This window comes from Hydrogenophaga intermedia (assembly GCF_000723405.1).
Lineage (GTDB): Bacteria > Pseudomonadota > Gammaproteobacteria > Burkholderiales > Burkholderiaceae_C > Hydrogenophaga > Hydrogenophaga intermedia.
In genome coordinates this window covers 118,180-131,569 of record NZ_CCAE010000005.1, presented here as the reverse complement: position 1 = coordinate 131,569, position 13,390 = coordinate 118,180, and the positions used below count along the sequence as shown (strand labels likewise).

At 67.2% G+C, this 13,390-nt stretch carries 13 protein-coding genes; 3 read left to right on the top strand and 10 right to left on the bottom strand.

Features of this window, described 5'->3' with window-relative positions; translation table 11 throughout:
* Positions 1-2 precede the first annotated feature (2 nt).
* From BN948_RS05490 to BN948_RS05445, 10 genes are all read right to left on the bottom strand, one after another.
* Positions 3-713, bottom strand: coding sequence for an ABC transporter ATP-binding protein (locus BN948_RS05490; RefSeq protein WP_009519208.1), 711 nt, complete (start codon positions 711-713; stop codon positions 3-5).
* Positions 700-1,482 carry an ABC transporter ATP-binding protein gene (locus BN948_RS05485; RefSeq protein WP_009519209.1) on the bottom strand — a complete coding sequence of 261 codons (783 nt, stop codon included), beginning with the start codon at positions 1,480-1,482 and terminating at the stop codon, positions 700-702. The genes BN948_RS05490 and BN948_RS05485 overlap by 14 nt, the downstream gene beginning before the upstream one ends.
* A complete protein-coding gene (locus BN948_RS05480; protein WP_009519210.1) occupies positions 1,479-2,468 on the bottom strand; it encodes a branched-chain amino acid ABC transporter permease in 990 nt (329 codons plus the stop codon). The genes BN948_RS05485 and BN948_RS05480 overlap by 4 nt, the downstream gene beginning before the upstream one ends.
* 1 nt (position 2,469) lies before the next feature.
* Positions 2,470-3,339 carry a branched-chain amino acid ABC transporter permease gene (locus BN948_RS05475; RefSeq protein ID WP_009519211.1) on the bottom strand — a complete coding sequence of 290 codons (870 nt, stop codon included), beginning with the start codon at positions 3,337-3,339 and terminating at the stop codon, positions 2,470-2,472.
* Between the two features lie 41 nt (positions 3,340-3,380).
* On the bottom strand, positions 3,381-4,553 hold the full coding sequence (locus BN948_RS05470) for an ABC transporter substrate-binding protein (protein ID WP_009519212.1): 1,173 nt from the start codon (positions 4,551-4,553) through the stop codon (positions 3,381-3,383).
* A gap of 182 nt (positions 4,554-4,735) precedes the next feature.
* Positions 4,736-5,647 (bottom strand): LysR family transcriptional regulator, encoded by a 912-nt coding sequence (locus tag BN948_RS05465; protein WP_009519213.1) that lies wholly within the window; start codon positions 5,645-5,647, stop codon positions 4,736-4,738.
* Between the two features lie 111 nt (positions 5,648-5,758).
* The gene (locus BN948_RS05460) at positions 5,759-7,165 is read right to left on the bottom strand and encodes an MmgE/PrpD family protein (protein ID WP_009519214.1); all 1,407 of its coding nucleotides are present in this window, start codon (positions 7,163-7,165) and stop codon (positions 5,759-5,761) included.
* 20 nt (positions 7,166-7,185) lie between these two features.
* On the bottom strand, positions 7,186-7,497 hold the full coding sequence (locus BN948_RS05455) for a DUF4387 domain-containing protein (protein ID WP_009519215.1): 312 nt from the start codon (positions 7,495-7,497) through the stop codon (positions 7,186-7,188).
* Positions 7,494-8,876, bottom strand: coding sequence for an acyclic terpene utilization AtuA family protein (locus BN948_RS05450; RefSeq protein ID WP_009519216.1), 1,383 nt, complete (start codon positions 8,874-8,876; stop codon positions 7,494-7,496). The genes BN948_RS05455 and BN948_RS05450 overlap by 4 nt, the downstream gene beginning before the upstream one ends.
* 14 nt (positions 8,877-8,890) lie before the next feature.
* Positions 8,891-10,252: an LLM class flavin-dependent oxidoreductase gene (locus BN948_RS05445; RefSeq protein ID WP_009519217.1), complete on the bottom strand. Its 1,362-nt coding sequence runs from the start codon at positions 10,250-10,252 to the stop codon at positions 8,891-8,893.
* A gap of 118 nt (positions 10,253-10,370) precedes the next feature.
* On the opposite strand from BN948_RS05445, the gene BN948_RS05440 reads away from it, so the two are divergent.
* The 3 genes from BN948_RS05440 (at position 10,371) to BN948_RS05430 (ending at position 13,375) form a co-directional block, all read left to right on the top strand.
* Positions 10,371-10,685 carry a hypothetical protein gene (locus BN948_RS05440; protein ID WP_035620732.1) on the top strand — a complete coding sequence of 105 codons (315 nt, stop codon included), beginning with the start codon at positions 10,371-10,373 and terminating at the stop codon, positions 10,683-10,685.
* A complete protein-coding gene (locus tag BN948_RS05435) occupies positions 10,682-11,785 on the top strand; it encodes a flavin reductase (protein ID WP_009519218.1) in 1,104 nt (367 codons plus the stop codon). Before BN948_RS05440 ends, BN948_RS05435 begins: the two co-directional genes overlap by 4 nt.
* Before the next feature lie 111 nt (positions 11,786-11,896).
* Entirely contained in the window at positions 11,897-13,375 is a 1,479-nt protein-coding gene (locus BN948_RS05430) for an aldehyde dehydrogenase (protein WP_009519219.1), read from the top strand.
* Positions 13,376-13,390 lie beyond the last annotated feature (15 nt).

The window sequence follows — 13,390 nt, the reverse complement described above, 5'->3', positions numbered from 1 at the left end:
GCTCACACCCCCAGATAGGCTTTGCGGACGTACGGGTCGTCCAGCATCTCCTGACCTTTGCCGGCCTTCACCACCTCGCCATGCTCGAGCGCGTAGGCGTTGTGGGCCAGCTTGAGCGCCAGGCGCGCGTTCTGCTCCACCAGCACGATGGACATGCCGGCCTGGTTGAGCCGGCGGATGGCGTCGGCGATCTCGGCCACCACCTTGGGCGCGATGCCCAGCGAGGGCTCGTCCAGCATCAGCAACCTGGGCCGGGCCATCAGTGCGCGGCCGATGGCCACCATCTGCTGTTCCCCACCGGACAGCGACCCGGCCAGCTGGGACCGGCGCTCCTGCACCCGCGGGAACAGCTCGTAGACCTGCCGCAGTGTCTGCTCGCGTTCGGCCTTCGACTTGACGGTGTGCGCGCCGATCAGTAGGTTGTCCAGCACGCTCATGCGGCCGAACAGACGCCGCCCCTCGGGCGACAGGGCCACGCCCAGGTGCACGCGCTGCTCGGGTGGCATGCGTTGCACTTCCGCGCCATTGACACGGACACTGCCTTGAGCCACCGGAACCAGGCCGGCGATGGCCTTCAGCGTGCTGCTCTTTCCCGCCCCGTTCGAGCCGATGAGCGCCACCAGCTCGCCGGCCGCGACTTTGAAGCTCACCGAGCGCACGGCCTCCAGTTGTCCGTAGCGGACGCTGATCTTGTCGACCTCAAGCATGGGCATAGTCAGGGGCTCCCAGGTAGGCTTCCACAACGGCGGGGTTCACGCGCAGTTCCTCCGGTGTGCCCTCGGCGATCTTTTCACCGTGCACCAGCACCACGATGCGCTCGCAAATCTCCATGACGATGGCCATGTGGTGTTCCACCAGCAGGATGGTCATGTCGTGCTCGTCGCGCAGCTGGCGCAGCAGGCGCGTCAGCTCATTGCATTCCTCGTGATTGAGGCCGGCCGCGGGCTCGTCCATCAGCAGCATGGAGGGGCGTGCCGCCAGACCGATGGCGATGCCCAGCTTCTTCTGCAGACCGTAGGCCAGGGTGCCGGCCTCGGCGTGTCGCCAGGCCTGCATGCCCACGATGCCGATGATGCGATTGATCTCCTCGCCGATCTGGTCGCTGCCCAGCAGGTGGCTGCTGCGGCGCATCAGGCGCTGCGGCGCAGAGCCGCGGATGCGCGACAGCAGGGCGTACTCGATGTTCTTTTCGACGCTGGCGTCGGCGTAGGTGGTGGTGGACTGGAAGGTGCGCGCCAGGCCGTGCGCCACGATGATGCTTGGCCGCTGGCCACTGATGTCCTGGCCGTTGAACACCACCCGGCCGCGGGTGGGCGGCAGCACACCGCTGATGGTGTTGAAGGCCGTGGTCTTTCCCGCGCCATTGGGGCCGATCAGTCCCACGATCTGGCCCTTCTCCACCGAGAAGCTCAGGTCCTTCACCGCGGCCAGGCCGCCGAAGTGCCGCGCCAGTCCTTTCACTTGCAGCAAGGGGGGCGTCATTGGGCACCTCCCTTGCGCGACACGCGTGCCACGACACTGGCGATGCCGCCCGGCAGGAAGCGCAGGATCAGGATCAGCGCCGCGCCATAGAACATGTGCTGCGTCTGCACCGCACCGCGAAAGAGCTCGGGCAAGGGCGTCAGGACCACGGCACCAAGGATCGGTCCGTACAGCGACTTGCGCCCGCCGATCACCAGCATGGTGATGAATGCCACCGAGGCACTGGTGTTGAAGGACTCGGGCGAGATGAAGCCGATGTAGCGCGCGGTCAGCACGCCACCGAGACCGGCCAACACGCAACCACCGACGTAGGCCACGATCTGGATGCGCAGCACGCTCAGGCCGGTGGACTCCGCCAGGGCCGGGTTGGCCGCCACGGCGTTCATGGCCTGACCCATGGGGCGCTTGAACAGCCAGAGCATGAAGCCCAGGGAGGCGAGGGCGAGCGCCAGCGCCAGGGCATAGAAGCGGGCACGCGTGTCGAAGGCAAAGCCGCCGATCTGCAGCGGGGCGATGGCCGCGATGCCGTTGGCGCCACCCGTCAGCGAAATGGCGTCCAGCGCGATCAGGCGCACGAGTTCGGCGAAGGCAAAAGTCACCAGCACGAAGTAGACGCCACGCAGTCGCAGGATGACCCAGCCGAGCGCGGCGGCCACCACCGCCACGAACACCAGGCCCAGCGCGGCGCCGCCGAGGATGCCCAGGCCGCCTTGCGTGGCCAACAGCACCGAGGCATAGGCGCCCAGGGCGACCGGTGCCGAATGCCCGAATGAGAGCTGACCGGTGCGGTCAATCAAGGACAGGCCGTTGACGATGACCACGTTGATGCAGGTGAGGATGGCCAGGTGCAGCACGAACTGCCCCGCGGTCCAGGGCCAGATGGCCAGTGCGAGAAGCGGCAATGCGAGCAGCAGTTGCCAGGGCTTGAAACGTTGCATGGGGTTGGCCGCCGGGGCAACCGGCGGGTGGGCTAGTTGGGTCGTCATCTCAGGCTTCCCCTTTGCCGATCAGGCCGCGCGGGAAGACCAGCATGCCGACGACCACCAGAATGAAGATGAGCATGTCGGCCGTGCTGCTGCTCAGGAACAGCGAGGAGTAGCTCTCCAGAAGGCCCAGGCACAGGCCGGCGATGGCGGCACCCGGTATGCTGCCCAGACCGCCGAGGATCACGACCATGAAGGCCTTGAGCAGTGGGGTCTGGCCCATGAAGGGCGAGACCGAGAACAGGGGCGCCATCAGCGCGCCGGCGATGGCCGCCAGGCCGATGCCGATGCCGAAGCCCAGCGGGTAGTACAGGCGCGATCGCACGCCCTGGATGGCGGCGATGTCGGCATCCTCCACCACGGCGCGCAGGCCACGCCCCATGGCCGAATGGCGCAGGAAGGCGTAGAGCAGCAACAGCACCACGATGGCGAAGCCGACCACGGTGAGGCGCGAGTTCGCCACCGTCACGCCCAGGACGGTGGAGGAGCCCTCGGCAATGGGGGGCATGGACACCGGGTCCGGCCCGAACACCATGAGCGCCAGGTTCTGCAGGATCAGCGCGATGCCGATGGTCACGATCATCCCGTTCAGCTCGTCCTTGCGGAAGGGCTTGAGGATGAGCCACTCGACCAGGCTGCCGAAGACGATCGCCAGTACCACGCTGAGCGCCACCGCCAGCAGGAAGGGCAGTGCGAGATGGACCACCAGCGTGTAGGCGGCGAACGCGCCCAGCATGTAGAACTCGCCGTGGGCGAAGTTCACCATGCGCATCACGCCGAATACCAGGGTGAACCCCACCGCCATGAGCAGGTACAGCAGGCCGACGACCAGTCCGTTGACCGTTGCCTGCCCGAGGAGAAGATGCCAATCCATGTCGAATCTCGCTTCGCTCTTCCTGTCTGGAGACCGCGGCCTCAGTTGCAGCCAGCGGCCACGGTGCAGCGGGCGCGGATGACTTCGACGCCGTCCTTGATCTCCGCGATGTAGAAGGGCACGGCCATCTGGTGGTCGATGCCGTAGCTGGCCTTGCCGGTCCAGCCGAGCTTGCCGAGCGCGCCCTCGTAGTCCTTCATGGATTCCAGGGCCTTGGCCACTTGCGCCGCGTCGGTCACGGTGCCCGCGCGCTTCATGGCCTCGAACAGCATGCCGGTGAAGTCGTAGTAGGCGGGACTGAAGCCGTTGGGGGCCGACTTGTACTTGGCGTTGTAGAGGTCCAGGTAGGCCTTGGTGCTGGGCAGGTTGGGGTCCAGCACCGCGTGCACCATCATCCCCTCGCTGGCCGCCTTGCCGGCCACGCCGATGATCTCGGCCGTGGCCGGGCCACCCGTGCGCACGATTCGGCCCTTGAAGCCGAGTTCGCGCGCCTGCTTGGCGATCAGACCCGCGGTGCCAGGCGAATTGCCATCGAGCTCGATGGCGTCGATGCCACGCGCCAGCATGCGGGTGAGCAGCGGCACGAAGTCCACGCGGTCGCGTTCGAAGAACTCCTTGGCCGAGAGCTCACCACCGGCCTTCTTGTAAGCAGCCTCCAGATCGCGTGCGATCACCTGACCGGACTCGTCGTTGGGGAACAGGCCGCCGGCCTTCTTCACGCCCAGGGACTTCACCAGCCACTGGATCTGCGCCTCGGCGAACTCCAGCGTTGTGATCACAGGGCGGAAGCTCAGCGGCTTGTCTGGGCCCAGGGCTTTGGGCGTGAAGCCCAGCGTGCTGATGAGCACCCCGTTCTTCTCGGTGATCGGTTGAACGGCCAGCGTGGGTGCGGAGCCGGTCGGGCCGATGAAGAATTTGACCTTGTCCTCGAACACCAGTCGGTTGGACACGGTGACGGCCTCGCCGGCCTGGTACTTGTCGTCGTACGAAACGATCTGCACCTTGTACTTCTTGCCCGCCACTTCCAGGCCACCCGCGGCGTTGACCTTGTCGGCCGCCAGCTCGGCAGCGTTGCGCATGGCCTGGCCCCAGGCCGCGCCAGGACCGGACAGCGTGACGGGCGCGCCGATCTTGAGGGTCTCCTGGGCCGCGACGGGCAGGGCCAGTGTGGCGGCGAGGGTGGCGAGCAAGGCGCCGTTCCGGATGCGATTCATCGTGTCTCCTGGGAATGTGATGTCGCCGCGCAGGGGGTCCTGTGGCGGCGACGCATTCTTGTCTTCGAGGGCACGAGAAGGACAATCAAGAATCCGTATGCATATATTGCGCTGGCAAATAAACGAAGCCCGCGGTCCTGAGCGGGCGCGGGCTTCAACGGAAAGCGTCGTGTGGCGCTTGGCTAGACCTGCGGTTCGAAGTGCTGGTGCAGGTGGTCGCGAAAGCTCTTCACCGCCGCCGTGGGCACGCTGCGTCGCGCGATGATGCTGCCGTAGCTGCGCACGGCCTTGAAGTCGGCCAGCTCCACCAGGGTGCGAGTTTCGCGCGCGTTGATCTGCGCCATGGAGCGCGGCAAAAAGGCCATGCAACGGCCCGCGTCGACCATGCCGATCAGCGTGGGCAGGGTGGAGGCGGTCGAGGCCTCGAGGACCGCGCCGAAGCGAGCGAATTCACCAGCCAGGCGCTCGCGCAGGTTGGTGTAGCGGTCCAGGAAGATCATGCGGTGGCGCGAGATCATCTCCAGCGTGACGCGCTGCTGCGCGGCCAGCGGGTGATTCGCCGGCACCACCAGCACCACCGGTTCTTCGGCCAAGGGCTGGAACTGCAGGTTGTCGTAGTCGCCATCAACGGCGGTCACGCCGATGTCCGCCGAGCCGTCGCCCACTGCCTTGAGAAGCGCATCGAAGGGCATGTCGCGAAGCACCACTTGCACGTCAGGGAAGCGCTCGCTGTACGAGTGGATGATCGTTGGCAGGTAGGTGGCCGCCAGCATGGGCGTGGCTGCGATCACCACGCGATTGCGCGCTGCCTCGGAGCGGTCGCGGAACTGGCCCAGCACGGCGTACAGGCCCGCCAGTGCTTCGTGCGCGGCGTTGCGCAGCAGCTCGCCGTCTTCGGTGGCCTGCACGCTGCGTGTGGTGCGCTCGATGAGCTTGACCCGCAGCACGTCTTCCAGCCGCTTGACGCGACTGGAGACCGAGGGTTGGGAGACGCACAGCCGTTCGGCGGCGCGGCTGAAGCTGCCCTCCTCGAGCACGACCAGGAAGGTCTCGAGTTCGGGTAAATGGAAACGCAGCTGCGGGTGTCTGTTCAAGGGAGCCTGGCGCTTCAGCCCAGACGACAACGCACGCCGGAGGGCGTGCGTTGGGGGCTGCAAAGCCGGGCGGAGCTTACACCAGGGCGGCGCGCGCCACGGTGTGAATGGCTATTGGCCCAGCAGGCGGGTGATGGCGCGCACCGGCGTGTCCGGCCTGGCCTCGAGCAGGGCGCCGAGCACGGCGTCCAGGCGCGTGGGCGCCAGCACGATGCCGGCCGTTCCCTTGAACTTGGTGACGATGTCCTCGCGCGTGAGCGCGCGTTCGCCGCTGCCCAGGTTGACCGGCACGCGGCGCGTGAGCACCTCGCCGGTCTCGAACTCGACCGTGAGCGCGCCGGAGAAATACTTGGGAAACGGCGAGCCTTCTTCCTTGATGCAGCGCACGCGCTGCGTGAGCGCCAGGGTCTCGGCGTCCACCAGGCTGTCGTCTTCCAGCTCCTTGAGCCCGAAGCGCCCCTTGAGCAGGCAGGCCGCCACCACGAAGGGCGCGCTGAACTTGGCTTCGTAGTCGCTGCGCGGCACGGCCTTGGCGGCCGCCGGCTCGGCCACGATGGGCAGCGTGGCCTCGGGCAGCTCGCAGGTGATGCGTGCGACCGGCCCTCGGGTCAGCAGTTCGGCGTGCAGTTGCAGGGCGGCCTCGGCGCAGCCGTGGATGAAGTGGCACACGGGGTAGGGCTTGATGGCGGTGTCGAGCAGGGTCCAGCGCTCGCCAAGGCCCTTGGCGATGGACGCGAAGTCGACCTCTCCCACGTGCGTCTGCATGTGCGTTTCGAAGAAGGCGAACTTGCCTTCGTACGGACGCAGCGGCGCCTTGAAGCCCTGCTGCACCAGGTGCGCGGCGCTGATGCCGGCCATGGCGCCCCAGCCGGGGTGCAGACGCTTGGTCCATGCGCCGTTCTCCAGAAAGACCTGCACGCCCGAGGCTGTGCTGGCCGCGATGCCCTGCGCGCCGATGCACTGCTCGGCGGACAGGCCCAGCAGGCGGCTGGCCACCACCGCCGCGCTGAAATGCGACAGCAGTCCGGTGGCGTGAAAGCCCGCGTGGTGAAAGCCGCCGTTGACCGACTGGCCCAGGCGGATGCAGGTCTCCATGCCACCCGCGTAGGCTGCGAGCAGTTCGCCCCAGCTCAGGTCGCGCGTCTCGGCCAGCGCCAGCGCGGCCGGCAGGCAGGCCACCGTGGGGTGCACGATGCTGGCCGGGTGGGTGTCGTCGAAATCCAGGCCGTGCATGAGGTAGCCGTTGGCCATGGCGGCGTCGCGCGCCGACAGGCGCAGCGGGCTGCCGATGACGCAGGCTTCGCCCGTGGCGCCGGCCGCCGCGATGCCGGCCAGGCCGGGCGCTGCGAAGGGAAAGTGGTGCGAGGCAAAACCCAGGCCGATGGCATCGACGATGTGGTGCACCGACTTGGCCCACACGGCGGGGGGCAATTCCTCGCCACGCAGGTCGGTGGCGAAGCGCGCCAGTTGCTCGGCAATGTTGGGGAAGGTGACGGGGGTGTCGGGGAGCTTGGACATGCGGGTCTCTTGGGGCGGGCTCAGATGGCGACGTCGATGTCCAGCAACGGGGCGTGCTGCTGCGCGCCGTAGATGTCGGTGTCGCCGATGGCGCCCGAGGGGATGCGGCGGGGAATGGTGGCCTTCCAGGCCAGGGCGGGCGGGTACTCGGTGAATTGGACCTGATCGAGCGGCACCCCATAGAGCGAGGCGATCAGTTCGGCACGGATGGTGCCGGTGCGGCGCACGCGCTCGAACAGGGTGGCGTCGTCGAACATGATGTCCAGTGTCACGTGAAAGGGCCCGGCGTTCTTGCTCTTGCAGGCTTTGGCGATGTCCTTCAGGCGTGTCATTGCGTGGCTCCGACGGTTTCGTATTCGATGGGGAACATGCGCAGCGGGTCGTCGATGTCCAGCACGTGCTGGAGCATGAACTCATAGATCGCGCCGCGCTCGATGTCCGAGGGCGAGAAGGGAAAGGCCATGTTGCCCTCGCGGCACATGCGGCCCGGAAAGTCGGAGTGCAACAAGGTCACGCGTGCCAGCGAGAGCACGGCGTTGGCCACCTCCTGCGTCGAGGCCACCACTTCGGCCAGGATGGACAGCTCCAGGGCCTGGGTGTCCTTCACCGGCTCCCACTCGCCCATCACGCCGTCCTGCCCGTACACGCGCAGCACCAGGCGGTAGTCCTCGGTCGCAATGCCCAGTGCGCGCACTTTGGTGGCGGTGGATTCGCGCACGAACTCCAGGAAGCTGTGGATCTGGCCGATCAGGCCCGGGTCGCGCGTGGCTGCCACGGTGAAGGCGCTGAAGCCCACGCGGCGCGCGCCCTCGAGCTTGATGGAGTAGGGCGCGGGCTTCCAGTCCATGCCCGTGATGCGGACCACGCGCTCGTTCACCGCGCTGATCTCGCAGTCCTGGCTGTCGACGATGCCGCCCGGCTCGTAGCGGGTCACCGGGCTGGCGTTCTCGTGCAGCGCCTGCACCGCCACCGACATCGGCGTGCAACGCAGCTCGGGGTTCATCGGCTCGGCCTGCACGAAGTCCTCGCCCACGGTGACCAGCAGACAGTCGTGCTTCTTGGGGATGGCGGCGTTGCAGGCGCATTCGAGCATCTTGCCGGCGTACCAGGCTGGCGCGGCCGGCAGGCCGTGGTGCATGGCCAGCGCCACCCAGGGCGCCGGGTCGGTGCCCCGGCCGCCAAGGATGACCTGCGCGCCCGCGGCCAGGGCCTGGCGGTAGGGCTCCGGGCCCATCATGCCGACGATGCGCTCGGCGCCTTCGATGTCGCTGGCCTGCAGCGCGGGCGCGCCGCCCAGGGGGCGGATCTTGCCCGCCGCGAGTTGCTCCAGCAGAAAGCCTTTCTCCTGCTCGGCGTGGATCAGTGCCATCTTGAAGCTCAGGCCGTGTTCGCGCGCCACCTCGCGGATGATGTCGGCGCACACCTGCAGGTGGGGCTCGCCGCCGGCACCGCCGCAGGTGCCCACCATCATGGGAATGCCCTTGCGGATGGCGCCGCGCAGCAGCAGGGACAGGTCGCGCTTCATCGCCAGGCGCGAGTTCAGCGTCTTGCCCGAGCCCAGGTAGTGGGGGCCGGGGTCGGAGCTGCCGCCGTCGACGCCGATCATGTGGGGCTCGCGGGCCAGCGCGGCTTCCAGTGAGGCTTCGGGGAATCCGTAGCCCAGGATGCCGCTGGCCGACATCATGCGCACTTCAGGGGTGGCTTGGCTCATGGCGTCGGATCCCATCAGGCCTTGCGCTTCCAGTCGCCGGCGTACGGCCGGCGCACGCCCAGGTTTTCACGCAAGGTATTGCCGGCGTATTCCTTGCGGAACAGGCCACGCTTTTGCAACTCGGGCACGACCAGGCGCACGATGTCCTCGTAGGTGCCCGGCACCGTCGTGCCCGACAGCACGAAGCCGTCGCAGGCGGTCTTGAACCACTCTTCCATTTGGTCCGCCACCTGGGTGCCGGTGCCGCAGAACACGGGTCCGTCATTGAGCGTTCCACGGCCGGAGGCCTCGACGAAGTCGCGCACCGAGGGGTTCTTCTTGCCGCTGACCTGCACCACCTTGTCGCGCAGGCTCTGCCAGGACATGGCGGCCAGCTCGGCGTCGGTGAACGGCTGCTCGTAGGGCCGGCCCGAGAAGTCGATGTTGAGCGTCTCGCCCATCATGGTCAGGCCGTCGATGGGGCGCGAGAGGCTGGCGATGAGCTCGCGCTTTTCCTTGGCGATGCTCTCCGTCTCGCCCACGATGATCTTCAACTCCGGCGCGATCTTCAGCGTGCCCGGGTCGCGGCCCGCATTGGACGCGCCGTCTTTCAGCGCCTGGTACTGCTTCTTGCCGTTGTCCAGCGTCGGGTACTTGGAAAACACCACCTCCGCCCAGCGCGCGGCAAAGGCCAGGCCCCGGCCGCTCTGGCCGGCCTGCAGGATCACCGGATGGCCCTGGGGCGAGCGCGGCACGGGCAAGGGGCCGCGCGACTTGAAGTACTGGCCGACGTGGTCCAGGCGATGGACTTTGTCCGGATTGGCGAATGTGCCCGCTTCCTTGTCGGGTTTGATCGCGTCGTCCTCCCAGGTGTCCCAGTGCCCCATGACCACTTCCATGAATTCGTCGGCGCGGTCGTAGCGCAGGTCGTGTTCCAGGTGGTCTTCCTTGCCGAAGTTGAATGCCTCCGAGTCGTTCATCGATGTGACCACGTTCCAGGCCACGCGGCCCTTGGTCATCAGGTCCAGGGTCGCGTACAGGCGGGCGATGTGGAAGGGCTCGTAATAGCTGGTTGAGTAGGTGGCACCCAGGCCCAGGCGCGAGGTGGCCATGGCCATGGCCATCAGCACCGAGGTCGGCTCCAGCTTGAAGGCGCGCACGCCGTACTTGACGGTGTCGCGGTGGTTGCCGCCGTAGATGTCGGGGATGGCCAGGCGGTCGTCGAAGAACGCCATGTCGAACTTGCCTTCTTCCAGCGTGCGCGCGACGCGCTGGTAGTACTCGGGTGTCAGGTAGTCCGTCATGCTCGACGGGTGACGCCAGGAGCCGGCGTAGTTGGTGCAGTTCTGGGCCTGCATGAACGCGATGAGCGTCATCTGACGAGAGGGTTTCGACATTGCTTGTCTTCCTGCGTGGTGTGTTGACTCGCCGGTTGGCGGGTGCGGGCAAGTATTCGGTGGCCGCCCAGCCAAGGCAATTTCTCGACCCTGATGAACCTATTGGCCGAGCAAATAAGTGCGGCCGATCGAGGCATTCATTGCTGCCGCGTATAGCTCCATTGATGCGCGCGATTTGTTGCTGGCCAGTGCGCGTTCCACACTGCGCCCCGTCGTCACCCAGGAGTGCAAAGTGCAGCGTGCAGAAGCAGAGGCCCAAGCAGAGGATTTCCGATCCACCGTCGCCGGCAAGGCGGTATCTCGCCGGCGCCGCGGGGATCCGCTCGTGACCCGCGATGCGTGGGCGCCGCGGCCCCCGGTGACCGATGAGGCCGAGCGCCTTCGCCGCCACGAACGCGACATGCGGCTGGCGTTCCGGGGGTTGATGGCATGAACTTCGACAGCAAGCAACTGCGCCAGGTGCTGGGCGCCTTCCCCACTGGCGTCACCGTGGTGACCACCATCGACGCCGCGGGTCAGGCCTATGGCGTCACCGCCAATTCGTTCAGCTCGGTGTCGCTGGATCCGCCGCTGATCCTCTGGAGCCAGTCCAATACCTCCAGCAGCCACGCGGCGTTTCGCGACGCCGAGCGCTTCGTGGTCAACATCATGGCGGACGATCAGGTGCGGGTGGCCAACCAGTTCGCCAGGTCAGGCATCGACAAGTTCAAGGACATCACCACCCACGCCGGCCTGGGCGGCGTGCCGGTGATCGATGGCACCGCGGCCAGCCTGGAGTGCCTGAAGGTGGCGGCCTACCCCGGAGGCGACCACACCATCTTCATCGGGCTGATCGAGCGCTTCAAGCGCTCCGACCGTGGCTCGCTGGCGTTTGCCCAGGGCAAATATATGGTGACCTTCGCGCACGACCTGGGCGGCACTGTCGGCGTCGACAACGGTGTCTGCAACCTTGCGTCGATCGAAGCCGTCCGGCTCGGCAGCGCCGCTCTGGCGCAGGTGTGCGAGGAGATCGGCCAGCGCACCCTGGGCCTGGCCGTCTGGGGTTCTCACGGGCCCACGATGGTGCGATGGGAGCCCTCGAAAAACCCTGTGAGCCCCTATCTGCAGACCGGCGTGGTGGTCAGCCTCACGCAGTCCGCCACCGGCCTGGCGTTCGCCACGTTCTCCGATTCGCCCGAGGTGAAGCGGCGCATCGAAGAGGAGTTGAGTTTGCGCCGCGCGGCCAGCAACGCCGATACGGGCGACTTCGAGCGCCGGGTGGCTGAGGCGCGCCAGCATGGTCTGGCCCGAGCCATTGGCAAGGCGCCCTCGCAGCGGCACCAGGTCACCGTGAACGCCTTCAGTGCGCCGGTGTTCGATGCCCAGGGACGCATGGTGATGGCCTTGTCCACCACCTGCCAGGCCGACCGGTTGCGCTCGGACTGGTATGGCGAGGTGCCCTGCGCCCTGCTGGGCGCCGCGCGGCGGCTGTCTGCGCGCATGGGGCATACCACTTCACCGGTGGCGGCGGTACAGGCAATCAAAACCGAATAGCAGAAGGACGAAATCGATATTGGACGGTGCCGGCGCGGCCTCCTAGAGTGGGGCGCATTCCGGGCGGCCAACAGCCCACTGCCTCAGGCAGACATTTCAGAAGGAGACCCAGTGACCAAGCAGTACAGCCTGCATATTGACGGCCAATCCGTCGCACCGCGAAGCGGCCGCATGATGCCCAGCGTCAACCCCTACACCGGTGCGGTGTGGGCCGAGGTGCCCGACGCCAGTGAAGCCGACGTGCAGGCGGCGGTCCGGGCGGCCAGCCGCGCCTACCGCGAACACTGGCGCCAGACCTCGGGCGTGCAGCGCGCGGCGCTGATGATCCGTCTCGCGGAGTTGATCGAAGGATCGGCCAAGCGCATGTCGGACATCGAGTCCACGGACAACGGCAAGATCGTGCGAGAAACCCATTCGCAGATGAAATGGGTTGGGCGCCAGTTGCGCTTCTTCGCCGGTTACGCCGACAAGCTCTATGGCCAGCACATTCCCCTGGACCAACGCGACACCCTCGACTACATGGTGTACGAGCCCTATGGCGTGGTGGCCCTGATCACCGCCTGGAATTCGCCGCTCTCGTTGCTGGCCAACAAGCTGGCGCCCGCGTTGGCGGCGGGCAATTGCGTGGTGGTGAAACCCTCGGAGCACGCCTCGGTGTCGACGCTGGAGTTCGCCGAACTGGTCAAAGAGGCGGGCTTCCCGCCGGGCGTCTTCAACGTGGTCACGGGTGGCGCCGAGGTTGGCCGCGCCCTGGTCAATGCACCCGAAGTGGCGCGTGTGAGTTTCACGGGCAGCCCGGGCGTGGGGCGCGAGATCGCGGCCGCCGCAGGCCGCCGCCTGGTGCCGGTCACGCTGGAGCTGGGCGGCAAGTCGCCGAACATCATCTTTGACGACGCCGACCTCAACAAGGCCGTCGTCGGCGCCCTGGCGGGCATCTTCGGCGCCACCGGGCAGACCTGTGTTGCAGGCTCACGGCTGCTGGTGCAGCGTGGGGTGTACGACGAAGTGGTGCGCCGTGTGGCCGAGCGGGCCGGGATGATCAAGCTCGGCAACCCGCTGGACTCGGCGACCGAGATGGGCACCGTGGCCAACGAGCCGCAGTTTCGCCGCATCCTCGCCGCGATCGAGAACGCCAAGGCTGCGGGTGCGCGGCTCGTCACCGGTGGCGCGCGCGCCACCGGCCCCGGCCTGGACAGCGGCTACTTCATCCAGCCCACGGTGTTCGCCGACGTGAGCAACGACAGCCACCTGGCGCAGGAAGAGATCTTCGGCCCGGTGCTGGCCATCATTCCCTTCGACACCGAGGCCGAGGCGACCCGGCTCGCCAACGACAGCCGCTACGGCCTGGCCGCGGGCATCTGGTCGCGCGACATCGGACGCGTGATGCGCGTGAGCCGGGAAATGCAGGCGGGCAGCGTGTGGGTGAACACCTACCGCGCGCTGGCGGCCCAGGCGCCCTTCGGCGGATTCAAGGAGTCGGGCATCGGCCGCGAACGCGGCGAGGCTGGCTTGCACGAGTACCTCACCACGCGCAACGTGATGATCGATTTTTCCGACGCCGAACGCGATCCGTTCGCGATCAAGAACTAATGGACGAGACAACAC